Source organism: Halomonas sp. AOP22-C1-8 (genome assembly GCF_052378905.1).
Lineage (GTDB): Bacteria > Pseudomonadota > Gammaproteobacteria > Pseudomonadales > Halomonadaceae > Vreelandella > Vreelandella citrativorans.
In genome coordinates this window covers 148,039-174,499 of sequence record NZ_JBQSYD010000002.1, presented here as the reverse complement: position 1 = coordinate 174,499, position 26,461 = coordinate 148,039, and the positions used below count along the sequence as shown (strand labels likewise).

The 26,461-nt window shown below is 51.5% G+C and carries 25 protein-coding genes; 17 read left to right on the top strand and 8 right to left on the bottom strand.

The genetic code is table 11. The annotated features are described in order from the left end of the window. Window positions 1-3 precede the first annotated feature (3 nt). A complete protein-coding gene (locus ACT3TY_RS01975; protein WP_193053526.1) occupies window positions 4-285 on the top strand; it encodes a GrxA family glutaredoxin in 282 nt (93 codons plus the stop codon). A gap of 108 nt (window positions 286-393) precedes the next feature. Next, on the top strand, window positions 394-1,161 hold the full coding sequence (locus ACT3TY_RS01970) for a DUF1338 family protein (RefSeq protein ID WP_193053525.1): 768 nt from the start codon (window positions 394-396) through the stop codon (window positions 1,159-1,161). Window positions 1,162-1,209: 48 nt separating this feature from the next. Here ACT3TY_RS01970 and ACT3TY_RS01965 read toward each other — a convergent pair whose 3' ends face one another. Together ACT3TY_RS01965 and ACT3TY_RS01960 are read right to left on the bottom strand one after the other, a co-directional pair. Further along, window positions 1,210-1,875 carry a CoA transferase subunit B gene (locus ACT3TY_RS01965; protein WP_193053524.1) on the bottom strand — a complete coding sequence of 222 codons (666 nt, stop codon included), beginning with the start codon at window positions 1,873-1,875 and terminating at the stop codon, window positions 1,210-1,212. Window positions 1,876-1,934: 59 nt separating this feature from the next. Beyond that, complete coding sequence (locus ACT3TY_RS01960) at window positions 1,935-2,633, bottom strand: CoA transferase subunit A (protein WP_444627211.1); 699 nt, start codon at window positions 2,631-2,633, stop codon at window positions 1,935-1,937. Between the two features lie 290 nt (window positions 2,634-2,923). Between ACT3TY_RS01960 and ACT3TY_RS01955 the strand changes: the two genes are divergently transcribed. Next, entirely contained in the window at window positions 2,924-3,805 is an 882-nt protein-coding gene (locus ACT3TY_RS01955; protein ID WP_444627210.1) for an acyltransferase, read from the top strand. Window positions 3,806-3,927: 122 nt separating this feature from the next. Further along, window positions 3,928-4,719: a LysM peptidoglycan-binding domain-containing protein gene (locus ACT3TY_RS01950; RefSeq protein WP_444627237.1), complete on the top strand. Its 792-nt coding sequence runs from the start codon at window positions 3,928-3,930 to the stop codon at window positions 4,717-4,719. 88 nt (window positions 4,720-4,807) lie between these two features. On the opposite strand, the gene gcvT is transcribed toward ACT3TY_RS01950, so the two are convergent. Next, window positions 4,808-5,920, bottom strand: coding sequence for a glycine cleavage system aminomethyltransferase GcvT (gene gcvT / locus ACT3TY_RS01945; protein WP_444627209.1), 1,113 nt, complete (start codon window positions 5,918-5,920; stop codon window positions 4,808-4,810). An 83-nt stretch (window positions 5,921-6,003) separates the two neighbouring features. Continuing rightward, window positions 6,004-7,425 (bottom strand): alanine/glycine:cation symporter family protein, encoded by a 1,422-nt coding sequence (locus tag ACT3TY_RS01940; protein ID WP_193053520.1) that lies wholly within the window; start codon window positions 7,423-7,425, stop codon window positions 6,004-6,006. Window positions 7,426-7,857: 432 nt separating this feature from the next. On the opposite strand from ACT3TY_RS01940, the gene gcvH reads away from it, so the two are divergent. Both gcvH and gcvP read left to right on the top strand, forming a co-directional pair. Beyond that, window positions 7,858-8,247, top strand: coding sequence for a glycine cleavage system protein GcvH (gcvH, locus tag ACT3TY_RS01935; RefSeq protein ID WP_172116571.1), 390 nt, complete (start codon window positions 7,858-7,860; stop codon window positions 8,245-8,247). An 80-nt stretch (window positions 8,248-8,327) separates the two neighbouring features. After that, window positions 8,328-11,222: an aminomethyl-transferring glycine dehydrogenase gene (gene gcvP, locus ACT3TY_RS01930; protein WP_444627208.1), complete on the top strand. Its 2,895-nt coding sequence runs from the start codon at window positions 8,328-8,330 to the stop codon at window positions 11,220-11,222. Window positions 11,223-11,235: 13 nt separating this feature from the next. On the opposite strand, the gene ACT3TY_RS01925 is transcribed toward gcvP, so the two are convergent. Further along, a complete protein-coding gene (locus ACT3TY_RS01925; protein WP_441679037.1) occupies window positions 11,236-12,297 on the bottom strand; it encodes an RNA-guided endonuclease InsQ/TnpB family protein in 1,062 nt (353 codons plus the stop codon). Between the two features lie 21 nt (window positions 12,298-12,318). Between ACT3TY_RS01925 and tnpA the strand changes: the two genes are divergently transcribed. Then, complete coding sequence (gene tnpA / locus ACT3TY_RS01920) at window positions 12,319-12,735, top strand: IS200/IS605 family transposase (RefSeq protein ID WP_441679036.1); 417 nt, start codon at window positions 12,319-12,321, stop codon at window positions 12,733-12,735. A gap of 129 nt (window positions 12,736-12,864) precedes the next feature. Here tnpA and ACT3TY_RS01915 read toward each other — a convergent pair whose 3' ends face one another. After that, the gene (locus tag ACT3TY_RS01915) at window positions 12,865-13,767 is read right to left on the bottom strand and encodes a LysR family transcriptional regulator (RefSeq protein WP_193053518.1); all 903 of its coding nucleotides are present in this window, start codon (window positions 13,765-13,767) and stop codon (window positions 12,865-12,867) included. Between the two features lie 148 nt (window positions 13,768-13,915). On the opposite strand from ACT3TY_RS01915, the gene ppnN reads away from it, so the two are divergent. The 4 genes from ppnN (at window position 13,916) to ACT3TY_RS01895 (ending at window position 16,816) form a co-directional block, all read left to right on the top strand. After that, window positions 13,916-15,298 carry a nucleotide 5'-monophosphate nucleosidase PpnN gene (gene ppnN / locus ACT3TY_RS01910; RefSeq protein WP_444627207.1) on the top strand — a complete coding sequence of 461 codons (1,383 nt, stop codon included), beginning with the start codon at window positions 13,916-13,918 and terminating at the stop codon, window positions 15,296-15,298. 87 nt (window positions 15,299-15,385) lie between these two features. Then, window positions 15,386-16,117: a TSUP family transporter gene (locus tag ACT3TY_RS01905; RefSeq protein WP_444627206.1), complete on the top strand. Its 732-nt coding sequence runs from the start codon at window positions 15,386-15,388 to the stop codon at window positions 16,115-16,117. Window positions 16,118-16,220: 103 nt separating this feature from the next. After that, complete coding sequence (locus tag ACT3TY_RS01900) at window positions 16,221-16,421, top strand: hypothetical protein (protein ID WP_444627205.1); 201 nt, start codon at window positions 16,221-16,223, stop codon at window positions 16,419-16,421. A gap of 191 nt (window positions 16,422-16,612) precedes the next feature. Next, the gene (locus ACT3TY_RS01895) at window positions 16,613-16,816 is read left to right on the top strand and encodes a hypothetical protein (protein WP_087105510.1); all 204 of its coding nucleotides are present in this window, start codon (window positions 16,613-16,615) and stop codon (window positions 16,814-16,816) included. 63 nt (window positions 16,817-16,879) lie between these two features. Here ACT3TY_RS01895 and ACT3TY_RS01890 read toward each other — a convergent pair whose 3' ends face one another. After that, the gene (locus ACT3TY_RS01890; RefSeq protein ID WP_444627204.1) at window positions 16,880-17,062 is read right to left on the bottom strand and encodes a hypothetical protein; all 183 of its coding nucleotides are present in this window, start codon (window positions 17,060-17,062) and stop codon (window positions 16,880-16,882) included. Between the two features lie 357 nt (window positions 17,063-17,419). On the opposite strand from ACT3TY_RS01890, the gene ACT3TY_RS01885 reads away from it, so the two are divergent. The 3 genes from ACT3TY_RS01885 (at window position 17,420) to ACT3TY_RS01875 (ending at window position 22,530) form a co-directional block, all read left to right on the top strand. Further along, window positions 17,420-19,684, top strand: a complete 2,265-nt coding sequence (locus tag ACT3TY_RS01885; RefSeq protein WP_444627203.1) for an FdhF/YdeP family oxidoreductase — start codon at window positions 17,420-17,422, stop codon at window positions 19,682-19,684. 165 nt (window positions 19,685-19,849) lie between these two features. Further along, window positions 19,850-21,202, top strand: coding sequence for a H(+)/Cl(-) exchange transporter ClcA (gene clcA / locus ACT3TY_RS01880; protein WP_217883826.1), 1,353 nt, complete (start codon window positions 19,850-19,852; stop codon window positions 21,200-21,202). 65 nt (window positions 21,203-21,267) lie between these two features. After that, a complete protein-coding gene (locus ACT3TY_RS01875) occupies window positions 21,268-22,530 on the top strand; it encodes an SLC13 family permease (RefSeq protein ID WP_444627202.1) in 1,263 nt (420 codons plus the stop codon). A 105-nt stretch (window positions 22,531-22,635) separates the two neighbouring features. On the opposite strand, the gene ACT3TY_RS01870 is transcribed toward ACT3TY_RS01875, so the two are convergent. Further along, on the bottom strand, window positions 22,636-23,238 hold the full coding sequence (locus ACT3TY_RS01870; RefSeq protein ID WP_444627201.1) for a hypothetical protein: 603 nt from the start codon (window positions 23,236-23,238) through the stop codon (window positions 22,636-22,638). Window positions 23,239-23,798: 560 nt separating this feature from the next. On the opposite strand from ACT3TY_RS01870, the gene ACT3TY_RS01865 reads away from it, so the two are divergent. The 3 genes from ACT3TY_RS01865 (at window position 23,799) to ACT3TY_RS01855 (ending at window position 26,179) form a co-directional block, all read left to right on the top strand. Next, complete coding sequence (locus tag ACT3TY_RS01865) at window positions 23,799-25,151, top strand: tyrosine-type recombinase/integrase (RefSeq protein WP_444627200.1); 1,353 nt, start codon at window positions 23,799-23,801, stop codon at window positions 25,149-25,151. Then, on the top strand, window positions 25,148-25,795 hold the full coding sequence (locus ACT3TY_RS01860) for a hypothetical protein (protein WP_444627199.1): 648 nt from the start codon (window positions 25,148-25,150) through the stop codon (window positions 25,793-25,795). The genes ACT3TY_RS01865 and ACT3TY_RS01860 overlap by 4 nt, the downstream gene beginning before the upstream one ends. A gap of 105 nt (window positions 25,796-25,900) precedes the next feature. Next, window positions 25,901-26,179 (top strand): hypothetical protein, encoded by a 279-nt coding sequence (locus ACT3TY_RS01855; RefSeq protein ID WP_444627198.1) that lies wholly within the window; start codon window positions 25,901-25,903, stop codon window positions 26,177-26,179. The last annotated feature ends 282 nt before the right edge of the window (window positions 26,180-26,461 follow it).

Below are 26,461 nucleotides of genomic sequence, written 5' to 3'. Positions count from 1 at the left end.
CGCATGTTTGTGGTTATTTTTGGCAGAATGACCTGCCCTTTCTGCGTCCGTGCCAAGCAACTTGCTGAGCATTTGGAAACAATCGGTAAGATCGAGGGTTACCGCTATGTCGATATGCCCTCTGAAGGCGTTACTAAAGAGGACATCGCTAAAACGGCAGGCAAGCCTATCCATACGGTGCCGCAAGTATTTGTCGACCAAACGCACATAGGCGGTTTTACCGAATTCGACAGGTTTGTACGTGAGAAGCAGTTATTAGCTCCCCAGGAAGATTCGTTACGTTAAATTTGCCGTTTATAGTCGTTGAACACGCTTTTTCTCGCCTGCCTATACTGGGTTTTAAACAAGTACCCTCTTTCTAACATCGCTTGTTTAGGCGGCGAGGATAGCATCGTGCAACGTGATGAATTCGTACAGCAGCTTTGGCTTGACTATATTCACTCGCACCCCGACATCGGCGGTTTGCGTCTTTGGCCTCTCTCCTCTACGGCGGAATACTTAACGCTCGTAACGCTTAACCATGGTCCTTTTTCTGCTTCCGTTTTGAATAACCGGTTGGCGCACATGGGGTATCGTCAGGTTGCTCATTATGCGATGGCTGACAAGGGCCTTCTTATTCGCCTTCTCGCGCCTGATGACCAAGGAAGTTGGCTAGTATTAGCTGAGCTACAGTTGGGGACGCTGTCAAAACTGCCTCGTGAGGCGCTGGCTGCGCTGGTGAATCAATCACACCCACAGGACTGCAAGGGCCACAACTTACTTTGTCGCGGTCGTCCGTGGCCCATGCCCTCCTGGTCGCTATATCAGCAGCTTCTAAAGGCGCACCCTCTTGCTGCCTGGCTGGCGGTTATGGGCCCGCGCCTACACCATGCAGGCTTTGATTGTGCCGAGCTCGGCGATACGCTAACAGCGCTTAATGACCAGCTAGAAAAAACAGGCATGCCCGGTGAAAAAGAGCCGCAAAACGGCGTGTTTGCGCTTTCGACGCTTATTGAGCATCATTTTTATCCAGCCATGCCGCAACGCATCATCTTTAGTGATGGCGATGAGCATCGTCTCTGCCTGGGCGGCCTGGCGCTGACTCAAAAACATATCGATGCGGGCCATGAACGCATCGCCGAAATACTCATTCCGGCCCATGCCCGCTGTGAGATTGTCTAAGCAGCCTGCCAAGGCTGCTTAAAACAAGTAACGTACTTACATTTGCGTTTACGCTTCCACAAACGTCATTTCGGGTACATGGTCAGGCACTATCAGCTTACCCGCCGTTTTTTCGATAATTTCATCGATGCTGACCCCGGGCGCGCGCTCTTTAAGCACAAAGGCGCCGTCTTTAATTTCCAGGTAGGCCAAGTCAGTCAGAACGCGGTTAATACAACCAGCGCCCGTCAGCGGTAAAGTACACTGCTCAAGCAGCTTCGACTCGCCATGCTTGGAGGCGTGGGTCATCGTGCAAATAATATTTTCAGCGCCAGCCACCAGGTCCATGGCGCCCCCCATTCCTTTAATCAACTTGCCTGGCACCATCCATGACGCAATATTGCCATTCTGATCGACTTCAAACGCACCTAAAACGGTGAGATCCACATGCCCACCGCGGATCATGGCAAAAGATTCTGCCGATGAAAAAATAGCAGCACCAGGCCGAGCGGTCACCGTCTCTTTACCAGCATTAATCATGTCAGCATCAAGCTCTTCCTCCGTCGGGAAACGCCCCATGCCCAATAAACCATTTTCTGACTGAAGCATCACATCAATGCCTTCAGGAATGTAGTTGGCAACCAGAGTGGGAATACCAATACCCAAATTTACGTAAAAGCCATCTTCCAATTCACGCGCAACACGCTGCGCCATCTGTTCACGTGTTAAAGCCATGGTGGCAACCTCATTATTGAGCGATTAAAAAAGTTGTTTAGCCGTTAACGGTCAACGATTTAGCCATGCACCGTGCGTTTCTCGATGCGTTTCTCAAACGAACCCTGAATAATCCGATCCACATAAATACCCGGGGTATGGATCTGGCTGGGCTCAAGCTCACCAGGCTCTACAATTTCTTCAACTTCCACCACTGTGATTTTTCCAGCGGTCGCCACCAAGGGATTAAAGTTTTGCGCTGTATGGCGGTACACGACATTGCCATAACGATCCGCTTTCCAGCCTTTTACTATTGCGAAGTCACCGACGATGGCTTCTTCCATGATGTAGTGGCGGCCGTTAAATTCGCGCACCTCCTTACCTTCACCAATGGGAGTACCGTAGCCTGTCGCGGTATAGAACGCTGGAATACCTGCGCCACCCGCCCGCATTTTTTCAGCCAGCGTGCCTTGAGGGGTAAGCACAACCTCAATGTCATCGTTGAGCATCTGCTGCTCAAAGAGCGCGTTTTCGCCGACATAAGAGGCAAATATTTTGCGGATTTGACGACCTTCAAGCAGAACGCCCAAACCAAAACCATCAACGCCGCAATTATTAGAAGCAACCGTCAGGTTCTTAACACCTCGACGTTTTATTTCTGCTATCAGGTTTTCTGGTATTCCGCATAGGCCAAAGCCGCCAGCCAGTACGGTCATTCCGTCTTCGATACCTTCCATCGCTTCGGCATAGGAAGCAACACGTTTATCAAATCCAGCCATTATTATGCCTCGCCTCGTTGTCGGTGGTGCGTAAAATGCGCTTATCGGTACTGTCAGTGTTGTCTCTATTACTATACCTGGTTACCCAAGCCCAAAAAGTGATGCCTATCACAGGCTGCCTTAAGCTTAGCCATTAAAGAGCCAGAAGTGTCGCTGGATAGAAAATTACTTTTTGAAGCGCGCAAAGGTAACGACAATAAAATAAGTGCTTTTTTACCATTGTGCTGGGCAGTATGGCATTGATCCATTAGCATTAATCGCATCGTTATACGTTTCATTGAAGGACGGATATGGCTATTTTCAAGGGCTTAGTCAGCATTGCGCTGTTCACGCTCACCACGCTTTTTTGGGGCATTCCCCTTATTGCGCTCACTTTTCTAAAAGTCGTTATCCCAGTGAAACGCTTTAGAAAATGGATACTTGACGGCTTATGCACCGTGGCCCTTAACTGGATCGGCGCTAATCTTTGGTGGATGAAGCGCTGGCTGAGGCCAGATGTCACTTTTTCGATTCCTGAATCGTTGAGCCCACACCAATGGTGGCTGGTCATATCCAATCACCGTAGCTGGACCGACATTTTTATTCTTTTCATGGCCTTGCACCGCCGTATCCCTATGCCGCGCTTTTTTCTAAAACGACAATTGATCTGGATCCCGATTGTAGGTCTTGCCTTTTGGGCACTTGAATTTCCGTTTATGCGCCGCTTTAGCCGTGAACAGATCGCCAAGAACCCCACTCTTGCCACGATAGACCGCCAATCCACAGCGTCCATGTGCCACCGGGCACGAAGCGCCCCCATCGCCATATTTAATTTCATCGAAGGCACACGGTTTACCATAGCGAAGCGCGATGCACAGAAAAGCCCATATCAGCATTTGTTAAGGCCAAAAGCAGGGGGGATTTCGCAGGTACTTAGCCTGCTTGGCGATCAATTGGATGGTATTCTTGACGTAACGATCAGTTACGCTAACCCGTCGCCAACGTTTTGGGGGTTTTTATGCGGTCAGGAAGCGCCTATTACACTACAGGCACGAACATTGCCCATTCCCCAGTGGATGCACGAATCCGACTACCACGAAGAAAAGCAGCATAAGGAACGCTTCCACGCATGGACCAATTCACTCTGGCAGGAAAAAGATGCCTTGTTGGACAGCCAATCCGATCACGCCTAACTGTCAGGCTTGGTGTCTGCTTGCTAATTAGCTTATTAACAGGCTGTGCAGGTTCGTCGCCCTCTTCCTCCCAACGCGATGCCGTACCTACGCATAGTGCGAGCCAAGTCAGTGGCAACTGGGTGGCCGTTCAACGTGGAGATACGCTAGGAAAACTGGCTAACCGGGCTAACGTACCTCTTGAGCGTCTGGAGCGTTTTAATCCAGGCGTCAATGCGCGTCATCTCGCGATTGGCCAGCGCTTGATGATACCTACTCAACAAGAGCGTGCTCCCTCCGGCGGCCCTTACCGTTATCAAATCCGGCCTGGCGATACGTACTCCAACATAGCACGACATTTTGGCACGACCAGTGGACGTATTCAGAGCGCCAACCCCGGCGCTTCGCCCACCGCACTAAGGATAGGCCAAATTATCAGCGTTCCTTTAAGTAGCGGCGGTACGCGTAGCCCAGTGCCTAGTAATCGTCCGGCGCCCTCTAGCGGTACCTCTAGCAACACCCCGGCAGCGTCGCCTCCGGCCTCTACGTCATTACCCGCATCCGCGCGCCGCTGGCCTTGGCCGCTTGAAGACTACCGCATTGTCAGACGTTTTGGTGCAGACAGCCGAGGAGCATTGCAACCCATGCTGCTTGCGACCCAAGCCGGTGCGCGTGCTCAGGCCGTAGCCCCCGGCGAGGTGCGCTTTGCAAACGGTATGCGCCAGCTAGGTGAAGTCGTGATTGTGCACCACGCTGATAATCTGCAAACCGTATATGCACTGTGTGAACGCACGCTGGTCTCGGTCGGACAGCAAGTCAAAGCAGGTGATGAACTGTGTGAAGTAGGCCAAAGTAATACCACTCAACGTTACGATCTGCTGTTTGATTTACGCCAGGGCGGCAAGCCGATCGATCCCAGCAAGGTACTGCGTTAACACAATGCTTGGTTAACACGCTTGCTAAACGAACAAAGCCTCTTATCAAAAGGGGCTTTGTTTTCTAGAACGACTATTTACGGTTGACTTAACCGCGATAATAGCGGGGCTTAACAAAGGGCATAGGCGTCACGGTCATCGGCAGTTGTTTCCCACGCACATCCGCAAACACGTGGCTTGCTGGCGCTTCCCAATCGCGGCTAACATACCCTATGGCGACAGGATGCCCAACGCTTGGCCCAAACGTGCCTGACGTTACGACTCCAACTTCGTTACCTGCCGCATCCCGCAACACAGCGCCTTCTCGAATAGGTGCCCTACCTTCTGCCAGCAACCCTACACGCTTGCGTAAATGATCCCTGGCATCGATTTGATGAAGAATGACATCTGCCCCAGGAAAACCTGCCGAACGCGCTCCCCCATGACGACGGGGCTTACCAATCGCCCAAATCAATCCGGCTTCCACTGGCGTTGTAGTGGCATCCATATCATGCCCATAAAGGCATAGCCCGACCTCCAGGCGCAGCGAATCACGAGCGCCTAGCCCAATCGCCTCAACTTCCGGCTCCGCCAACAAGCGCTTGGCAAACGCTTCACAGGCATCGGCTGCTACGGAAATTTCAAACCCATCTTCGCCGGTATAGCCACTGCGGCTCACCCATACCTCATGCCCATCAATGGTAAAACGTTGATGCTGCATGAACACCAGTTCACATGCCGCTGGGCAAAGGCGCTGCATAACTGCATGTGCCTGAGGGCCTTGCAGGGCAAGCAAGCCGCGGTCTAACAACTCAATTTTGTGGGTGGCGCCCAAATTTTCCCGCAAATGCGCCAAATCCTGGTCTTTACAAGCAGCATTAACCACCAGATAGAAGTGGTCGCCACCATTAACGACCATTAAGTCATCAATAATTCCACCTTCAGTATTGGTAAACAGACCATAGCGCTGCTCACCTTTTGGGAGCCCCACTAAATCCGCAGGAATCAGTGTTTCCAGCGCCTTGGCGGTATCTTCCCCCGATACAAGAATCTGCCCCATGTGAGAAACGTCAAAGAGGCCACACTGTTGCCGGGTATGCTCATGCTCTTTTTTTACCCCCAGTGGATACTGCACCGGCATATCATATCCAGCAAAGGGCACCATTTTTGCCCCGAGTTCAAGGTGCAGTGCGTGAAGTGGCGTATGCTTTAGATCGGTCATGATAGTTCCTTGGTAAAAACGAACAACGGGGAGCTATTGTCATAACTCCCCGATGCGATTACTGCTTAAGCGGCCAATATCGCTTACTTGTCATGGTCGAGTTCTTCACCGGCTAACACTTCCTTGCCCGCAAAGTAGTCTTTGGTCAGCTTGAAAACCACCGGGGAAAGCAGCGCCAGCGCAATCAGGTTGGGAATGGCCATCATGGCATTGAAGGTGTCGGCCATGAGCCAGATAAAGCCGAGCTGCGCAATAGCACCCAGTGGAATGGCTAATACGAACAGAACGCGATAGAGCATGATAGAGCGCGTTCCAAACAGGAACTGGAAACATTTTTCGCCATAAAACGACCAGCCTAGAATAGTCGTGAAGGCAAAGATAGCCAGCGCGATAGCCACAATGGGATTACCGAATCCAGGCAGCGCCTGGTCAAAGGAGAGCGCGGTAAGCGATGCGCCTTCTTCACCCGTTTGCCATACCGTAGAGGTCAGGATCACCAGTGCCGTAATAGTACAAACGATAATGGTATCAATGAAGGTGCCCAGCATGGCAATAAGCCCTTGGCGAACCGGGTTTTTAGTTCTGGCCGCGGCATGAGCAATAGGCGCACTACCTAAACCTGCCTCATTGGAGAAAATACCCCGCGCCACACCGAAGCGAATAGCGGCCATCACAGCGGCACCCGCAAAACCACCTGCCGCCGCCATGGGGTTAAAGGCGTAGTAGAAGATCAGACTAAAGGCCTCGCCGATTTGCCCTGCGTTAACAATCAGCACCAGCACACCGGCAATCACATAGGCTATCCCCATGATCGGTACGAGCTTCCCAGCGACTTTCGCAATCCGCTTGATGCCACCTAGAATGACCGCGCCGGCCAATACCATGATGATGACACCGGTAAGCCAATGCGGTACGCCAAAGGTGACGTCCATCGCATCAGCGACCGAGTTAGACTGCACCGTATTACCAATACCAAAGGCTGCGACAGCACCAAAAAACGAGAACAGACCGCCAAGCCAAAGCCACTTTTTACCCAGCCCGTTTTTAATATAAAACATGGGACCACCTACGTGGTGGCCGGTATTATCTGTTTCACGATAGCGTACAGCCAATACCGCTTCGGCAAATTTTGTTGCCATTCCCACCAGCGCTGTAATCCACATCCAAAACACAGCACCTGGGCCACCTAATGCAATTGCGGTGGCCACACCGGCAATATTGCCGGTACCGATGGTGGCTGAAAGCGCCGTCATCAGGGCATTAAAGGGAGAAATTTCGCCGTCTTCATCGGACTTGTCGACGCCAGCCTTAGCGACGGCGTCCTTGTGGGCAGGTTTAGGCTCACGCCCCTGCCAAAGTAGCTTGAACCCCATGCCCAACTTTCTGATGGGCATTAATTTTAAACCAATTTGTAGGTAGATCCCCACACCCAGTAGCAAAATCAACATCAATGGCCCCCATACGACGCCATTGATCGCCCCAAAAAGGCTATTTAACGTTTCCACACGCTTCTCCTTACCCTATTCGTTCAATTTTTATAGATGTTTGGCCGTCAGAAAACGGGCATTCACGATTATTTTGTTTAGCTAATATAGCGATGTCATGGGCACGCCCCATCTTTAATAGCATGATAGAGGCAATTATTAACATGCTCAGGTGAACCACCTGTATGTTTTACACCATTATCCCTGTTCGCTTCTATGCTTAGGCCCTTCTAAATAGTAAATGCCTTCGTACCTCCCCGCCCGATAGGCACGCTGGGTCATAAAATCTCCCTTGCTGAGCATTTTTTAGCTCACAGGAAACTTGTTTCCGATCAGAAACACGTTAACATGCTTAAAAATTCGTTTATTGGCTGGCACGCTGGTAGTCGCCAAGACTTCCGACAAGCGCTAGTATTAGCCTGTCCAGTCAATTGTTTCATAAAGGGAATCATCATGAGCAACCTTCCTTCAAATCTGCGTTACGCGAAAAGCCATGAATGGGTACTTGATCATCAAGACGGCACCGTCAGCGTAGGGATTAGTGACCACGCCCAAGAAGCGCTTGGCGATGTGGTATTTGTTGAACTACCCGAAGTAGGTCAAACGCTTACCCAGGGCAAAGAGTTCGGCGTTATTGAATCAGTAAAGGCGGCTTCCGACCTCTACGCCCCGGTAAGCGGGGAAGTTATCGAAATTAATGACGCGCTTGAAGACTCACCCGAAACGGTGAACGACGCACCCTATGAAGGCGGCTGGCTGATGAAGGTACGCCTGACCGACCAGAACCTGGACGGTTTACTGGATGCTGATGCTTATCAGGCCACATTAAGCACTGACGATTAATACCGCAAAGCCTGCCCTTTACGGCAGGCTTTGTATTTTATGCCTCTACCACGCTTCTCTTTCTCGCTCGGAATCTTCCCATGTCATTTGAAACACGCCGCTTGTCCGAACTGGCCGACCACGATGCTTTTATCAAACGTCATAACGGCCCGAATGCCGACGACGTAGATACCATGTTAAACGTGCTCAATATCAAGCGCATGGAAGATCTGATTGAGCAAACCATACCCAGCGACATTCGCCTTGGCCGTGAACTGAACCTGGATGATCCACGTAGTGAGGCTGAAGCGCTTGAGTACTTAGGCCAGCTGGCTCGCCAGAACCGTGTTGCTAAAAGCTATATTGGCCAGGGCTATTACGGCACGCATATGCCAGCGGTTATTCAACGTAATGTGCTCGAAAACCCGGGTTGGTACACCGCTTATACGCCCTATCAGCCAGAAATTTCTCAAGGCCGGTTGGAGGGATTATTAAACTTTCAGCAGGTTATTATGGACCTGACCGGAATGGAGCTTGCCAATGCTTCATTACTGGATGAGGCCACGGCAGCCGCAGAAGCCATGGCGCTATGTAAGCGGAGTAATAAAAAGAGCAAATCCAACGCTTTCTTTATTGCCGACGATATTTTTCCGCAAACCCTTGATGTCGTAAAAAACCGCGCTGATTTTTTTGGTTTTGAAATCATTACAGGGCCTGCCGATACGCTTGCCGACCATGATGTGTTTGGCGCGTTGCTTCAGTACCCTTCCGCCAGCGGCGAAGTACGTGACTTGGCACCTCTGTTAAAGGCGGCCACTGCCCATAATATCATGACCTGTGTAGCCTCTGACTTGCTGAGTCTGGTGCTTCTCAAGGAACCCGGCGCGTTAGGTGCGGATATCGTGATTGGCAATTCGCAGCGTTTTGGGGTGCCGATGGGCTTTGGTGGCCCACATGCGGCGTTCTTTGCCACCTCAGATAAGCTTAAGCGCTCTATTCCCGGGCGTATTATCGGTGTATCCAAAGATAGCCGAGGCAACACCGCCCTGCGGATGGCCATGCAGACGCGCGAGCAGCATATCCGTCGCGAAAAGGCCACCTCCAACATCTGCACGGCGCAGGCTCTTTTAGCCAATATCGCAGGGTTCTACGCGACCTACCATGGTGCTGAAGGGCTGCGTAAAATTGCTGGGCGTGTCCATCGGCTCACCACGTTGCTTGCTCAAGGCTTGCAGCAATCTGGCGTTGCGCTAGTGCATAACAGCTGGTTTGATACGCTGCGCTTAACTCAGGTAGATGCAGGTAAAATTCATGGTCGCGCCATGACGCACGATGTCAATCTCCACTACTTCGCCAATGGCGATGTAGGCATCAGCCTGGATGAAACAACCACCGCACACGATGTTGCCACCCTATTTGATGTGCTGCTGGGCAATGAACACGGGCTTTCTGTCGCAGCGCTGGATGAGCAGGTAATTGCCAGCGCCACCACGGGCATCCCCGCCGCCTGCCAGCGGGAAAGTGGTTTTCTGAGCCACCCCACCTTTAACCGATACCGCAGCGAAACAGAAATGCTGCGTTATCTAAAACGCCTGGAGAATAAGGACTTGTCGCTTGCCCATGCGATGATCCCTTTAGGCTCTTGCACCATGAAACTTAACGCTACCAGCGAAATGATCCCTATTTCCTGGCCTGCGTTTGCAGACTTGCACCCGTTTGCGCCGCGCGACCAGGTCGCTGGCTATCATCAGATGATTGATGAACTGGCCGCGTTTCTGGTAGAAATCACCGGTTACGATCATATTTCCATGCAACCTAACTCGGGCGCGCAGGGTGAGTACGCGGGCCTGCTGGCCATTCGCCGTTACCAGGCTGCGCAAGGCGAAGCACACCGTAATGTGTGCCTGATCCCAAGCTCTGCCCATGGTACCAACCCGGCAACAGCGGCCATGGTGGGCATGGAGGTGGTCGTTGTAGAGTGTGATCAGAACGGCAATATCGATATAAATGACCTAATGGACAAAGCCGCCCAGCATAGTGATAAGCTCTCGGCGATCATGATTACTTACCCGTCGACTCATGGTGTTTTCGAATCTCATGTGCGCAAGGTCTGTGACGTGGTGCATCAGCACGGTGCCCAAGTGTATGTCGATGGCGCCAATATGAATGCTCAAGTGGGGCTCACGCGCCCTGGCGACTTCGGGGGCGACGTATCGCACCTTAACCTACATAAGACCTTCTGCATTCCCCACGGCGGCGGCGGCCCGGGTATGGGGCCTATCGGCGTAAAAGCTCACTTGGCGCCTTATGTCTCCAACCACGTGGTGACACCTATCAATGGCGTTAACCCAGAGAGCGGTGCCGTCTCAGCGGCAGCGTTTGGCAGCGCATCCATCCTGCCTATCTCGTGGGCCTATATTAAAATGATGGGCGCCCGAGGGCTTCGCGAGGCAACACAGTTAGCCATTTTGAACGCTAACTACACCGCCAAGCGCCTGGAGGAGTCCTACTCCATTCTCTATCGGGGAACTAACGGCATGGTTGCCCACGAATGCATTATTGATATTCGCCCACTAAAAGCAGCGTCAGGTATCAGTGAGGAAGATATTGCCAAGCGGTTGATGGACTATGGCTTCCATGCGCCCACCATGTCATTTCCGGTGCCAGGCACACTGATGATAGAGCCGACCGAGTCCGAGTCGCTCTATGAAATTGACCGATTCTGCGATGCCATGATTGCCATCCGCGAAGAGATCAAGCGTGTTGAAAGTGGCGAGTGGACGCTGGATAACAACCCGTTGGTTAACGCCCCCCACACACAGGCCGACATTATGGACAGCCAGTGGGAGCGGCCTTATGACCGCCAACTGGGCGCTTTTCCCACTGAGGCAGTCACTGCAGCCAAATACTGGCCAACCGTTAATCGGGTGGATAATGTATTTGGGGATCGTCAGCTTATTTGTTCTTGCCCGGGTATTGATGAATACCGGAATTGACGTCCTCCCCCGCCTAAAGGCGGGGGATTCCCACTACAGGAGGGCAACGTCCTGCCCCGAGAGATAGGATGTTCCGAGCCGCATTCATGTCCCGATCTTGGAGGACACCACACTCCAAGCACTCCCACTCTCTTATTCGCAGCCCGTTTACGCCTTGAGGGCCGCTGAGCGACCCGCACGACGAGCAGGTGCGGCTGGTGTATGCCTCGCGAACCTCTCGATAGACGATGCCTGCGTGGTCGCACTTGTATTCCAGCATCGTCTTGAGTTGGCCCCAACCAGCGTCCAGCACCGACTTGGCCATCCGGGTCTTCGCGAGTTTCACGGGCGATACATCACCCACATAGATTTCGCCATGCTGGTTGACCAACTGACGAGAGAACTTGTGTAGCGCATCCTGGCGACGGTTCTTGATCCTGGCATGGATGGCTTTGATGCGTTTTTTGTTGCGAGAACGCTGGGCCGTCGCCAGCTTGTCTTGCATATCGCGGTAGAAGCGACCGTTCTCAAGACGCTCACCATCGCTACAAGTCGCCACGTCCTTCAGACCCAAGTCGATGCCGACAGCGCCTTGGCCGGTCGAGGGCTGGACATCGACCCCGACCACGACATTGAAGTACCAGCGCCCCCGAGCATCCTCGTTGAAGCTACCCGAGCGGAACCTATATTGGCTGAGGCCATGGCTGTCCCAGACCTTGAAGTAGCTGCCGTTGTGGAACACTTGCCCGTTCTTCCACTTGGCGGCACCGGACTTGAAGGGCACCCAGCCCAACGAGCGGCGCATGCCACCGGACTTGCGCCATGCCAGCCGAGGCTTCTTGAACTGTTTGCGGCGGGTGGCGTATTCCCGTGCAACTTCCTGCAAGGTCTGGCTGTGTAGCCCAAGGTCTTTGCCCGCGCCATTCGTGTACTTCTGAATATCGTAGGCAGACAGAAACAGACCGCGTTCACGAATGGCGCGAGCGCTTAATTCGTTCACATAGTTCCAGACAAAGTTCACGCTGCGCGCCATGCCGTTGAGCTGGGCAGCGTGCTTGTCTTTGATGCGCACTTTGAGGGTCTTGGTCTGTTTCATAGCTTCGATTATACTTGGCCTATGGATACCAAACAACCTTACAGAACCGGCAGGCACTGTGTTTTCATGCTCCATGCACACTTGGTCTTTGTTACCAAGTACAGGGGCAGTATCTTCAGCGCCGAACACTTGGAGTCTCTTGAAGAGCTCTTCCGTCGCGTATGCGCAGACTTCGAGGCAGAGCTGGTGGAGTTCAATGGCGGAACCGATCATGTCCACCTACTGGTGAACTACCCGCCTAAGGTGGCGCTATCTCGCTTGGTGAACAGCTTGAAAGGGGTTTCAAGCCGAAGGCTCAAATTAATGCACCCTGATTTGGTGAAGCCGGCGTACCAGAAGAACGCCCTATGGAGCCCAAGCTACTTTGCTGGCAGCGTAGGCGGCGCACCTATATCGGTTGTGCGGCAATACATCGAGCAGCAAGCCCGCCCAAACTAGGTCGCCCTGACGGGCGACGCGCTCTACATCCCCGCACTAGAAGTACGGGGCTTTCCGCGCATTCTGGTAAAACACGCTAGGCGCCTAATACGTAAGCCAACGCTTCAGCAAGTGAACGCCTTTGAGCCCTTATTCGGGTACCAGAGGCGTTCTTTCCTGGATGCGTTGCTTACAAAAACCATCCAACAGTTTTTCATAGCGTTTAGGAAGTACGGAGTCACGCCGACGTAGCAGATAGAGCTCTTCATTCACCGCAATGGGTAAGGTTAACGCTTTCACCTGACGTTGCCACGGTGACGTTTCCAAGACCAATAAAGAAACCACTGTAAACCCAAGCCCGCGAGCAACCGCATCCAGCACCATGCCGACTTCGTTGGTAAACCCCTGGTAGCGAAAATGTGTCATTGAGCGAAACTCACCTGGATAATTCGCTCTCAACAGTGAATACGCGTGGTTAATGCCATCGTAGTAGTTAAGAAAGCCGATGCCCATTAAATCAGACAGCGTACTCCCGGCAAAATCAGCGGGCACCACTAGGCACAGCGGCTCTTTATGCCATAGCGTGCAGGTAAGGTCAGGATGGTTGAGCGCGTCCGTCACGATACCTATATCGTAGCGCCCTTCCAGCAAGTCATTCACAATTTCATGGTTAAACGCAAAGCTATAATTAACGGTTAAGTTAGGATGCATTTGCTGCTGACCTAACATAAACGGATACAGCATGAGACCAACACTTCCAGGCGACGCAATACGGCACTCACCACTGTCCAGGGAGTCATCATCCAAGCCATGACGAAATTGTTCATGCTCAGCAAAGAGTTTTAACGCGTAATCGTAAGCACGGCGACCCGATTCCGTTAAGGTAAAACTTCGCCCTTTACGCTCAATTAGCGTTTTATCAAGGTAGTTTTCCAATTTACGTACATGCTGACTAACCCCGGGCTGGGTCATCTCCAGGCGATGTGCCGTACGTGTAAAACTACCGGTCTCAACTAACGTAATAAATGTCCGAAAATACTGGGCATTAAACATAATAAAACGCCATTTTCTATAGCCACCGTGTGCGCGTATTTTGCGCATAGAGTAGCACAGTTGGGCTTGTCACTGGTTGCGCTGTACCCATCGCTTTAGCGTGCTAGTATGCAATGAGTTAAAAAAATGACCAGGAATCGACGCACTAATGACATCAATTATCCAGCCTCGTGCCACTATCTCTAGCATTATCTCTCCCGAAGGAAGCCTTGAAGTGCTTTCACAGCACGAGGTTAATCGGCTACAAAGCACCTCACAAAACGGCTTACATGATTTACTGCGCCGCTGTGCACTGGCTGTCTTGAATTGCGGAAGGCCCACCGATGACAGTGTGGCTATTCTTGAAGCGTATAAAGATTTTGATATTGAGGTGTTACAACAGGATAGAGGAATTCGCTTAAAGCTGACCAATGCGCCCGCGGAAGCCTTTGTCGATGGCCAGATGATACGCGGCATTCGTGAGCACCTTTCCTCCATTATTCGCGATATTGTCTACGTATATAATGAGATCCAGAACCACAACCGCTTTGACCTTAATACGGCAGAAGGAACCACTAACGCCGTTTTTCATATTTTGCGTAAAGCCGGCACGTTAAAACCTGGGCGTGACCCAAGCTTAGTCGTTTGCTGGGGCGGGCACTCAATTTCACGTGATGAGTACGAGTATTCAAAAGATGTTGGCTACCATCTTGGGCTACGCGATTTAGATATCTGCACCGGCTGCGGGCCAGGCGCCATGAAAGGACCGATGAAAGGCGCAAATGTTGCTCATGCCAAACAGCGGCGTCAGGATAGCCGTTATCTAGGGATTTCCGAGCCAGGCATTATTGCCGCAGAAGCCCCCAATCCCATTGTTAATGAGCTCGTCGTCATGCCTGACATTGAAAAGCGCTTGGAAGCGTTTGTACGTCTAGGCCATGGCATTATCGTCTTTCCTGGCGGGGTCGGTACGGCTGAAGAAATTTTGTATCTACTCGGCATACTGCTGCACCCCAATAACAGCGAAACGCCCTTTCCTCTCATTTTCACAGGGCCTGCAGATTCGGCAGCGTATTTCCAAAAAATAGACGAATTTCTGGTCTATACCCTGGGTGAAGAAATTCGTCGCTACTACACTATCATTATCGGTGACCCGGTGGCGGTCGCCCGTAAGATGCGTACCGGGATTGATACCATTAGAGAGTTCCGGCGCAATCAGCAGGATGCCTTTTACTATAATTGGCGCCTCACCATTGCACGAGATTTTCAAGCGACCTTCGAACCTACACACGAAGCCATGCGTGAACTCGCTCTGCATCGCCAGCAGCCCAAGCATGAACTTGCCGCCAATCTTCGTCGTGCCTTTTCTGGGATTGTGGCTGGAAATGTCAAGGAACAAGGCATTAAAGCCATTAAAGCACACGGTCCCTTTGTGCTAACCGCAGAACCTGCCCTGATGCAGCGCCTGGACGAGTTACTCACCTCATTTGTTGCCCAAGGACGCATGAAGCTTGATGGCCAACCCTACACGCCGTGTTATGTTTTAAAATAACCGCGGCTCCAAGGCGCTATTTGCAGCACAATTGCCAATATCTGCAGCCGAGAAATCGGCTGCTTCACTTTTGCCCGGAAGAAAACCTTGCTCATCGCCCTATTGACGCTGTTAGCTGCTGGCATTATTAAAGGTGCTATTGGTTCGGGTGTACCGGTGTTGGTTGTGCCGGTATTTACCATGCTTTATGACGTTAAGCTCGCGATTGCCGTACTGGTTGTTCCCAACCTGCTTAGTAACCTACTTCAGGTGTGGCAATACCGGCGCTACCTACTGCCCATCCGGTTTCTGGCTGCTTTTTCGATAGCGGGCGCGTTGGGTATTATTCTGGGCACCTGGGGATTAGTGGTTCTCTCTCCAAAGCTGCTTTCGTTAGGCGTTGCTGGCGCGATTGTCTTGTATCTAATCATCAAACTAACAAGACGGCGCTTGGTGCTTTCCTATGCACTGGCTTCACGAATCGTCATCCCGGTTGGCTTACTGGGCGGTATATTGCAAGGCGCTGCGGGCATGTCCGCTCCCGCTTCAATTACATTTTTGAATGCGATGAAGCTGGAAAGGCCTGTGTTTATTGGCTCAATTTCCGTCTTTTTTGTGGCGATTACCTGCGTGCAAATTCCCGCGCTCTTAAAGACTGACATACTGACCATGCAGCGTTCGCTTTATAGCGTCATTGCTCTAGGCATCATTTTGACGGCCATGCCGCTGGGCGCCTACCTGGGGAATCGAATGCCACACCGTTGGTTTGATAATTTAATCATGCTGCTGCTTACGGGTATCGCCATTAAAATTATTATTGATACGCTACTCCAAACTTGATGCTCTAAGATTAGGATCCTAAAGCAAAAAATAAGAAACAATCTACACTCTAGTCTGTCTTACCTTTATCAAGCCCGGCACTAACCAAGGGATGGAGCTAGCTATGCAGATGATTGATCAACTACATGACGGAATGACAAAAGCCTTTGCAAAACACTGCCTTGAAAGTAGCTCAGTTGAAAAGCTCCGTGCAGCAGCCGAAGGTAAGGCTGATCCGGCTGAAATGAAGCACTGGGGAATAACGGAAGGCCAATGGGAAGAAGCTGTCGCGGCAGCCCTAGCCGATCTTGAGGCTGGCGAGTAACCTGCTCATTCGTTATGCTTTCCCTAAAAGCCGCTCACGCCATTTGTCGGCGGCTTTTCTATCGCTAAATTAACAAACATTAAAGCCACCTTTAACGCAGCCATTGTGTGATCACAAGCAAACTAAAACGTTCTAACGGAGTCCTAAAAAAAGATGTAGCACGAAATAACGACGGCTGATGGAGAAATACCATGTCCATAATGATTGACGATATACTCATGTTGCCAAAAACGGATTTTAATGACGCATTAACTGTCGGCGAGGAGCGAGAGCATTTTGGCCTAGTTGATAAACGTGATAAATACAAACAGGTGTCGAGAGACGTTCTTATCAAGGTAGTCGCCATTCATGATGACAATTATGAAGTTAAAGTCATTGACATATTAACACCGTAATATTGGAGTGGCACTGGCAGGGCATATGATTAAGCTCGCCAGTGCACTTTCTTGCTTTTTCACTTACTCGTCCACCGACACTTTTCGAAGATCTTCAAGGCGCACATTTTCCGGCAACTCAGACTCCTTTGCAGGTAACCATACTGGCGACAAATCGCTATCCTCACGTCCATCCTTATGAGTACAACCGGGTATGCGATAAACCGCTCGGTTATGATGATCATCCCACGCAAAAATACGGTCCATACGGCTCTCCTTGAAATGGATAACGCTCAGCAGTGTACTGATGCCAATAGTTTGCACTTGAGTACGAGCAAGCCCCGCTCTTTCCTTGGCAACAAATCTCTTGGTGTGAAAAGTGACATGTCCGTGTCACCAACCTGTGCAGCCTTCTCACATTTACTTCATTTTTCGTTTTAAAGCGTTCTCGATAGACAAAATCATTAGCGAGCCACACATAATGCATTATTGTGGCAGGCAGTTTCCCCAAAATATAAAATAATCGGTTTTGCCGAAAGCATTTGCTAAGCTAACATTAAGAATTAATATATATTGCCAATGATTGATTAAATGCTTTAAAACAAACCGGGGGACGATCCAGCGATGGCCAAAGGAATCAAGATTTATAATAAACCGGCTGGCGGGTGGGGAGCACTCAAAGCTGTCGCCGAAGCTGTGCGTGAAGAAATGGGGCTGAGTACCCATACGCGCGCATTATTGCAAATGAATCAGCCCGATGGCTTTGACTGCCCAGGCTGTGCATGGCCGGACCCCGAGCACACGTCATCGTTCGAATTTTGCGAAAATGGCGCCAAGGCCGTCACCTGGGAGGCGACATCCAAGCGCGTCACGTCAGAATTCTTTGAAACACACACTGTTTCAGAGCTTTGGGAATGGTCGGATCACCAGCTGGAAAATCAAGGGCGCTTGACCCAGCCCGTACGTTTTGATGCCGAAACCGATCGTTTCGTTCCAGTAAGCTGGGAAGAAGCATTTAGCCGGGCTGCAGAAGCTCTGAATAATCTCGACGATCCTACGCAAGCGGAGTTCTATACCTCAGGGCGGGCGTCCAACGAAGCTGCTTTTCTCTATCAGCTTTTTGCACGTGAATTCGGCTCGAATAATTTTCCCGACTGTTCCAACATGTGTCATGAGCCGACCAGTATCGGGCTACCAAAATCGATTGGCATCGGTAAAGGGACAGTGACGCTTAATGATTTTGAACAGGCTGATGCCGTTTTCTGTATAGGACACAATCCTGGAACCAACCACCCACGTATGCTCAGAACACTTGCGGATGTCTCGAAGCGCGGAAAGCCGGTGGTGGTTATTAATCCATTACGTGAACGAGGCCTGGAGCGGTTTCAGGACCCACAATCGCCTGGTGAAATGCTCACTGATAGCGCAACAGGTATTGATCGCGCTTACTTTCAAGTGAAGGTCGGCGGCGACGTAGCCGTGTTCAAAGGCATTATGAAATCGTTGTTTGACGCTGACTCGAAAGACATGGCCGCAGGTGGGAGCGGCCTGCTTGATCGCTCTTTTATTGCCGAACACACGGTCGGCTTCGAGGCGCTGAAGTCGGATATTGAAAATACAGACTGGGATACCATTATTCGCCGTTCGGGCCTGCCGCGTGAGCAAATTGAAGCGCTTACAGACACCTATGCATCTGCTGAGAACGTTATCTTTTGCTATGGCATGGGTATCACGCAGCACCGGCACGGGACCGAAGCCATCCAGCAAATGGCCAATCTGCTGCTACTACGTGGAAACATGGGACGTCCCGGTGCTGGAATTTGCCCATTACGGGGCCACTCCAATGTTCAAGGTGATAGAACGGTCGGCATCACAGAAATTCCAAACGAGGCATTTCTGTCGCGGCTAGATAAGGCATTCGGTATTAAAAGCCCTCGTGCCCATGGTCATAATGCAGTCAACGCACTGGCTGCAATGCGTGATGGACGATCAAAGACATTCATCGGTTTGGGCGGTAACTTTGCCGTCGCCATGAGCGATCCCAAAATCGCCTACGATGCCTTCCGCAGCCTTGACCTCAACATCCAGATTGTCACAAAACTCAACAGAACCTGCCTGCTGACAGCACATGAAACCATCATCCTACCGTGCTTAGGCCGAACCGAGCATGATATCCAGGAAACGGGCCCACAAAGCATCACTGTCGAAGATTCAATGTCGATGGTCCATGCATCAAGGGGTGGCCTAAAACCCGCATCAGATGAACTGCGCTCAGAGCCCGCCATTATTGCAGGCCTCGCCATGGCAACACTGCCCGAAACGGCCGTCGACTGGAAGGCACTGATTGCCGACTACAACCAAATCCGTGACAAAATTGAGGCTGTTTTTCCGGATTTCTTTGACTTCAATGAGCGTATTCAAAAACCAGGCGGCTTTCGTCTGAGAGTTGGTGCAAGTCAGCGAGAATGGGATACGCCTGACGGCAAAGCGCATTTCCTTGTCATGTCGGGTACAGACGAGGATGACGGACGCGATGATACAGCACTCACACTGACCACCATACGTAGCCATGATCAATACAATACAACAATATACGGCTTGAATGACCGTTATCGAGGCGTCCACGGCAGGCGTGATGTACTGTTCGCAAATCGTGATGATCTAGCAGACTTGGGGCTCGAAGAAGGTGATGTCGTCGATGTACGGTCAGGAGATCGAATTTTGGCAGGGCTGACACTGGTGGATTATTCGATTTCGCGTGGTTCATTGGCAACGTATTTTCCAGAAGCCAACTGCCTTGTTGGTCTGGATGACAAGGACCACGAAAGCGAGGTCCCTGCTTATAAATCCATTCCCGTCACCATCACAAAAGCAGAGGTTTCACTCTGATAACATGCGCGGTGAAGCGAAACCTCTCAGATGGGGGTTACTGAACTGAATCAAACGGAAATGTGATTTTTTAAGCTCACTACTTCAAGCATATTCAGCAAGGTGCTGGGCACCCAACGGGGAGACAGAGCATGTCTCCCTGAACTATCCAAACTGAGACACTCAATGATGGACGATCCTGTCGAAAATCTAGACAGACCGGGAAATCGTAACGCCCAGATACGCTATATCATACTTGCCGGAATAACGGGAATATTAACAGGAACGGTCGGCTCGTTTTTCCACCTTTTGATCGACCGTCTCCAGGTTTGGCCACACCTGTTGGCTGAACATATTAGCGGTACAGCGCTCATTATCTCGGCTGCACTAATCACGATGTGCATTACGGTTCTTTCCGCCTATTTCGTGAACCGCTATGCCCCTGAGGCACGTGGAAGTGGCGTACAGGAAATTGAGGGGGCCATGCTGGGCTTAAGGACCGTTCACTGGCGCCGGGTGCTTCCTATCAAGTTCTTCACGGGTGTGGTGGCTATTGCTTCCGGCCTGGTCCTTGGACGTGAAGGCCCCACCATTCATATCGGTGCTTCGTTTTCCGCGGCGATCACCGAGTTTTTTAAGGTAAGCGAAACTGAGCGGCGCGGCATGCTTGGCGCTGGTGCAGCGGCTGGCTTGGCTTGCGCCTTCAACGCTCCTCTTGCTGCCATTCTTTTCATCATAGAAGAGACACACCGCCAGTTTCCTTATACGTTCCGGACGTATATGGGCATTATCGTTGCCGCGCTGCTGGCAACCGTGATGACGCAAGTCATCGGTGGTACAGCGCCCGATTTTTCCATGTTGATTGCAGCCCCTGAAAATTGGCTGCTGCCAGCATTTGTGGCGCTTGGCTGTCTCCTCGGCGTTCTCGGTGTTGCGTTGAATGCAGGCCTTATGCACATGGCGGTACTCGCATCGAGCATCAATGCACGCGTCCCCTATCTCTTTCCCGCGCTTGTCGGCTTTGCTGTTGGGGCGCTGCTTATTCTTATGCCGTTATCCGTGACAGGTGGCGAATATGCTCTGACGTTTATTGCTGATCACAGCCAAGGATTAATGTTTCTTCTGCTATTGGCGATCATGCGATATTGCACGATGGTTACCAGCTATTCTGCCGGCACACCAGGCGGTATCTTCGCGCCTATGCTGGCTTTATCAATGTGCGTTGGCTTGGCTTTTGGTGGCACCCTTGATGCCTTAGCGCCATCAGCCGACATAGTCCCACTGGCATTCGGTATAGCGGCGATGGGCGGTCTATTCTCGGCTTCAGTGCGCGCTCCCGTGGTCGGCGTAGCCCTGACCCTTGAACTGACAGGTTCCTATACAATGGTTATGCCACTGATAGCCACGTGTGTCACTGCCAATATGGTGGCTCAATGGATCGGCGGACGCCCCATTTATGACCAGTTACTCGAAAAAACATTGGCGCAAGCCAAGATTAACCCGGCAGCCAAGGGGGCCGACAAAACGGGCCTGGCATAAGCTTTTAGGCATTAGCACTACTGTCTTTTATACGTAGGCACCAAAATCGTTGGCACGAGGATAAAGTGGATATAACTGTCATCATCTTTCTGCTGGTCTACTTGGCATTGGCTCTCGGCCATCTCCCTGGCTTTCGTGTTGATCGAACGGGCGCTGCCGTCGTTGGTGCTGTCGCCATGATTGGCTTTCAGCGGATTACCGATGAGGCTGCCTGGAATGCAATCGATTATGAAACGGTCGGCTTATTATTCGGGCTAATGATCGTATCAGGTGCTTTTTCCGTTTCTGGGTTTTACGCATGGCTCGCCAGTAAAGTGGCCTCGATGGACGTCTCTCCTCCGCGCTTGCTTGCGCTGTTGGTAATAACGGGGGCAGGTCTATCGGCGGTGCTAACGAATGATGTCGTCGTGGTTGCCATGACACCTTTGTTAGTGTCGATAACCCTTTCTCGTGGCCTTAATCCAACGCCATTTTTGTTGGCCTTTTGTTTTGCGACCAACACCGGTTCGGTAGCCACTATTATTGGCAGCCCACAAAACATGATTGCAGCCCAAGCGCTGGGCTTATCGTTTACCGGGTTTATGAAGGTTGCACTGGTACCTGCGTTGCTTTCCTTACCACTTGTTTGGGGCGTTGTAGCCCTGCTCTATCGAGGCAACTGGAAGCTTGCGCCGCATAATTCGAGCGTGCCACGTGAGTCGCCAGCGCCTATAGCATCAATGGACCGACGAGAAACCCTTAAAGCTGCGATTGTGACTATTGGTGTAATTTCTGCTTTTGTATTTTCAGACTTACCTCGCGAACTTATTGCTCTGTCAGCAGCAGGTATTATTCTGGTGAACCGCCGCTTATCTTCCAAGGAAGTGCTTGGCACGGTTGATGGGAATCTGCTGCTTTTATTGATGGGATTGTTTGTTGTGAATGCCGCGCTCGCCCAGACAGGGATGCCGCAAAAGATCATCACCGAAATGCAGGCGGCAGGTATCGACTTTTCCGATCCAACAACACTTTTTATTGTCGGCTCAGTCTTAAGTAATGTTATCGGGAATAATCCTGCAGTGATGCTGCTGGCGCCATTTTTACAGCATTCAGGGGATGTGGATGCGCTTGGTGCAGCGCTGGCATTGAGTACAGGCTTTTCCAGTAACCTCATCATTTTTGGAAGCCTTGCGGGCATTATTGTGGTTGAGCAGGCGGCAAGTCGCGGCATCACCATTAGCATGCGTGAATTTTGCCGTGCAGGCGTTCCAGTTGCCGCCGCTTGCATAGCTAGCACTCGCCTGGATAACACTACTGACCGCGTGATCATGGCTGCTCGTATTTTATAGCGGTCTTCATAGTCTCCGATGCAACACCCACGTTGCCAAGCAATTTATACGAGGCATGGGTATCACCACACGCTATTTCCCGAATATTGACGCCCCGGACGATGGTCAATCGATCACTTCGAACAGGCTGACGATCCAGATCACCTGAAACAGGAGCGCAAATACAACGAACCCCGCCTGATAGCGTTCCGATCGCCAGACCAGCGCCAATATGGTTCCGGCAATCAGCACCGCCTGGCGAACCGGGTAATACCAGCCATAGTGGGCTGCATAATAGTCACCGCCCTTGATCAGGGTGTCGATAACATCGACGACCAAGAGCACTAGCAGCAAAACATAAAAGCTCCGGCTGCGCTTTTGGAAGTAATCACCAAACCCCTGATATTCGCCCATGCGATCCGGAAACAGAACCGCCGACAAGGCTGCAAACAGGCTAGCGTAGAATATCAGGAAGAAATAGATTGCGAAGGACCAGTTCGGGCGATGGGCGAGCGCGAATTCAAACCACCAGAAATGAATGATGAACAGTAGAAGGAATAGCACCCAGCCTATGTGTAGGAGATAAATTTTCTCCCGCCCCGGATGTTGAACGAAACGCGTGAGACCGATAATCAGGCGACTAACGCTGAGCCCCAGCACCATACCTACGATGATGCGGATATGCGTAAAGATTTCTCCGCTGGAAGGAACGTGCGGCAACTCGTTCATGTCACCTCGCGATGCTGCAACTGGATCAACATACGCAGGTTATCAAAACCTGTTTTTTTGTATTTCTTTCAGAGTCAGACCAATGGATGTTTTCATGCATATATTCCACAAGCCTATTGAGGCTGCGACATCACTTCCCGACGGTATCAGTTCAATTATCCCAGGAGAAGCTCTTTGTTTTAATACAGTGTAATAAAGTTATCTGAATCAAGCTCTTCGCTTAGTGAGATTCCTCTTTCTCTTATGACGCAAGCGGGGTGGAAAACTGACGATATTTTGCCAGAATATTTCCAAGCACAAAAACGCCGCTCGGCATGACCCGTAAGCGGCGTTTTATCAGTATTCCTGGTCGGAGTGACAGGATTCGAACCTGCGACCTTTGCAACCCCATTGCGTAGAAAGCATATTTAAGCAGAAACAAGCGGCGCCATTAATCGCTAATTATATCAATAAAAACAATACTATAAACCACATCTTAAGTTTTCTGCTTGTTGCCCTTTATTACCCGTTATATCCTACCTATGGAACCTATTTGGAACCTAGAAAAAAGGGCTAAGGGTATGACGCAAAAGACAGAACGGCTAACAACAAGGGCGCTAGACCGCCTTTCTAAGGAGCTGGCCGAAGGTGCCGAGGTTTGGGATAGCGAGGAATCTGGCTACCATATCCGCGCTGGTAAGCGTGGCCTATCGCTGCGAGTGTCCTACTACAACCTTGCCGGTCAGCGGCGCGTTTTGACCCTTGGCCGTTATGGCGCTGGAGGTATGACAGCCGCAAAAGGCCGCAAGGATGCTGCTGAGGTGCTAGGCATCGTTGCCCAAGGTGGCGACCCACGCGCAGCCCTAGAAAAGGCTAAGCATGAAGAACAGCGCCAGCAACAGCAGACGTTAGGTGCCTACTTGCTTGGCCCATACACCGCCTTTCAGAATCGCCGTAAGGATGGTAAGGGAACGTTAGACAGAATCGCCCGCGGCTTCCCTGATTGGCTTGATAAGCCGATGGGCAACCTAACAAGCGCAGACGTGGAGTACTGGCAAGCCAGACAAGAAGCCGCAGATAAACCTAGAGCCTTCGCCACGCTCAAACGATCCTACGACGCCTTGAGTGGACTGCTAGCGCATGCTGCTGAACGCAAGGTAATACCCGTCCACCCGTTGAAAGGCGTTAAGCTGCAAAAGCCTGCCATGAACGAAAACGAGCTAGCAGAGCAAGGCAGTGAGCGCCGTTACTTAGAAGCGAATGAAGTTGAAGCACTGTTTACCGGCCTAGAGGCGTATCAAGACGAAAAGCGCCAGCAGCGCCGCAGCAGCCGCGAGCATGGCAAGGCTTATCTGCCTGACTTGGACAGAGTGCCCTATGTGGATCACGTCGCGCCATTCATTAAGCTGATGTACTTCACCGGCTTTCGGCCCGGCGATCTTTTCGGCCTACGCTGGGAGCACGTCAACCTTACCTTTGGCACGATCCGCAAGACGATAGAGAAAACCGCCCACCACCGGCCCGAGCCGATGACCTTCCCGCTGTCTGCCGCTGTTGTGGACGTACTCAATACTTGGAACCAGCAACAAGGCACCCCCAAGACTGGGCTAGTCTTCCCAAGCCCTCGCACTGGTAAGCGCTTGGATAGAACAGCGATGCAAAAACCATGGGCTGCCGTTCGTAAGTTAGCCGGTCTACCTGGCGATATGCTTCTTTACAGCCTGCGCCACAACTTCGCCAGTCAACTGGTAATGGCTGGTATTGACCTGCTGACCGTCTCCAAACTGATGGCGCATAGCGATATTCAAACCACAATTCAATTCTACGCACACTTACGGCCCGACCATTCACGCGATGCGGTCGAGGTATTTTCCCGCTTGGGCAACAGACCGGCTAAAACCGCCAAGCTGCAAGTTGCGGGAGGCGTGTCATGACCAAGCGCCAACGCAGTATTAGTGAGATCAAGCGCGTCGAGGACAGCTACACGCCCGACATTAAGCGGATTGATGCCATACGCGAAGTCATGAAGTCATACGAGCTGGATGGCGCAAGCGAGGGAAGGCTAGAACAAGCCGCGAGGGAACTTGATTTGGCCGCCTATGTGTTCAGGGAGTCAGAAAGTGACACTCGAATAGATGCCCAATTTGAGCATGAATATACCATGGAGCCTATCCAGCGTATGGGGGTTTTGGCCGCTGAAATGCTGGCGCTTTTTAATGATCCCCGAATCCAGCGAACGGCATTGAATGATAGTGCGCTACGGGACAGCATCGAGTCAGTACAGCGTGTGGTGCGTATCACACACGGCGCGCTGAATAGACGTGACCTAAGCGCACTCGATAAACAGGACGGCGACCCTAAGCGCAACCGATATGGCCTATATGCCGCGCTAATAGGTTGCTGGTATCAATGCCAACGCGTTGATGAAATACCCAGACGCCAGCGGAACAAAGAGCAAGACGCTTGCGGTAAATACCATAACTTCCTTCGTGAAATGTTAACCGCTGCTGGTGTGGCACATATTCCCGCCGACGAGGCGCACAGAACCATGCTGACCATTGAGGCGAGCCAGCCGTAACTATGGGGGAAAAGGGTACACCGGTTGCCGAATTCCCCCACGTCACAAGTTGCCCCCACCCACACAAGATTGAACCGTCACTCTCCAGCAACAGGACGGCTCAACATGACTCATACAGAAATACTCACCCAGGCTTTAACCCGCTACCACGATGGCTTCGATGCAACACTTATCGAATTATCCGAGCTGGTGGTATTCCCTTATTTAATTCCTGCTCAACCGGCTACAGCGCGCAAATCACGTGTAACAGGCACCCTGCTGGGCCGTCCGGCACCAAGATACGTTAAACGTGGCCGTTCTGTGCGTTATCGCCTTAAAGACGTACTTGATTGGCTTGCCGATGGCGACACCTACGGCAACACAGCCGAGGCGGCTACCCAATGAAGCCTGACCATCGTCAATTCATACACCGTCAACGCTGCATAAAACAGGAAGAAGCTGCTTCTCTGGTGCCTTCTGCTAAACGCATAGCCGATAAGGTCGCAGATGAGCCCATTTTCAACCGACACCAGCGGCGCGCATTGGCGAGAGCAGCGCGGGGTAATAAGTCATGACTTATACCCCACTTAGCCGAGAACGGCGCTCCACCATATCTACCCGTGAGGCTGCTCATCATCTTAACCGAGCTGTATCAACTCTACATGGCTGGGCGCGTGAAGGTGGGCC

What these genes read in the sequence shown, in the direction of transcription:
- ACT3TY_RS01975 (WP_193053526.1), top strand. Translation starts at nt 4, where the DNA reads ATGTTTGTGGTTATTTTTGGCAGAATGACCTGCCCTTTCTGCGTCCGT.
- ACT3TY_RS01965 (WP_193053524.1), bottom strand. Translation starts at nt 1,875, where the DNA reads ATGGCTTTAACACGTGAACAGATGGCGCAGCGTGTTGCGCGTGAATTG.
- ACT3TY_RS01960 (WP_444627211.1), bottom strand. Translation starts at nt 2,633, where the DNA reads ATGGCTGGATTTGATAAACGTGTTGCTTCCTATGCCGAAGCGATGGAA.
- ACT3TY_RS01955 (WP_444627210.1), top strand. Translation starts at nt 2,924, where the DNA reads ATGGCTATTTTCAAGGGCTTAGTCAGCATTGCGCTGTTCACGCTCACC.
- gcvT (WP_444627209.1), bottom strand. Translation starts at nt 5,920, where the DNA reads ATGACCGATCTAAAGCATACGCCACTTCACGCACTGCACCTTGAACTC.
- gcvH (WP_172116571.1), top strand. Translation starts at nt 7,858, where the DNA reads ATGAGCAACCTTCCTTCAAATCTGCGTTACGCGAAAAGCCATGAATGG.
- gcvP (WP_444627208.1), top strand. Translation starts at nt 8,328, where the DNA reads ATGTCATTTGAAACACGCCGCTTGTCCGAACTGGCCGACCACGATGCT.
- ACT3TY_RS01925 (WP_441679037.1), bottom strand. Translation starts at nt 12,297, where the DNA reads ATGAAACAGACCAAGACCCTCAAAGTGCGCATCAAAGACAAGCACGCT.
- tnpA (WP_441679036.1), top strand. Translation starts at nt 12,319, where the DNA reads ATGGATACCAAACAACCTTACAGAACCGGCAGGCACTGTGTTTTCATG.
- ACT3TY_RS01915 (WP_193053518.1), bottom strand. Translation starts at nt 13,767, where the DNA reads ATGTTTAATGCCCAGTATTTTCGGACATTTATTACGTTAGTTGAGACC.
- ppnN (WP_444627207.1), top strand. Translation starts at nt 13,916, where the DNA reads ATGACATCAATTATCCAGCCTCGTGCCACTATCTCTAGCATTATCTCT.
- ACT3TY_RS01900 (WP_444627205.1), top strand. Translation starts at nt 16,221, where the DNA reads ATGCAGATGATTGATCAACTACATGACGGAATGACAAAAGCCTTTGCA.
- ACT3TY_RS01895 (WP_087105510.1), top strand. Translation starts at nt 16,613, where the DNA reads ATGTCCATAATGATTGACGATATACTCATGTTGCCAAAAACGGATTTT.
- ACT3TY_RS01890 (WP_444627204.1), bottom strand. Translation starts at nt 17,062, where the DNA reads ATGGACCGTATTTTTGCGTGGGATGATCATCATAACCGAGCGGTTTAT.
- ACT3TY_RS01885 (WP_444627203.1), top strand. Translation starts at nt 17,420, where the DNA reads ATGGCCAAAGGAATCAAGATTTATAATAAACCGGCTGGCGGGTGGGGA.
- clcA (WP_217883826.1), top strand. Translation starts at nt 19,850, where the DNA reads ATGATGGACGATCCTGTCGAAAATCTAGACAGACCGGGAAATCGTAAC.
- ACT3TY_RS01870 (WP_444627201.1), bottom strand. Translation starts at nt 23,238, where the DNA reads ATGAACGAGTTGCCGCACGTTCCTTCCAGCGGAGAAATCTTTACGCAT.
- ACT3TY_RS01865 (WP_444627200.1), top strand. Translation starts at nt 23,799, where the DNA reads ATGACGCAAAAGACAGAACGGCTAACAACAAGGGCGCTAGACCGCCTT.
- ACT3TY_RS01860 (WP_444627199.1), top strand. Translation starts at nt 25,148, where the DNA reads ATGACCAAGCGCCAACGCAGTATTAGTGAGATCAAGCGCGTCGAGGAC.
- ACT3TY_RS01855 (WP_444627198.1), top strand. Translation starts at nt 25,901, where the DNA reads ATGACTCATACAGAAATACTCACCCAGGCTTTAACCCGCTACCACGAT.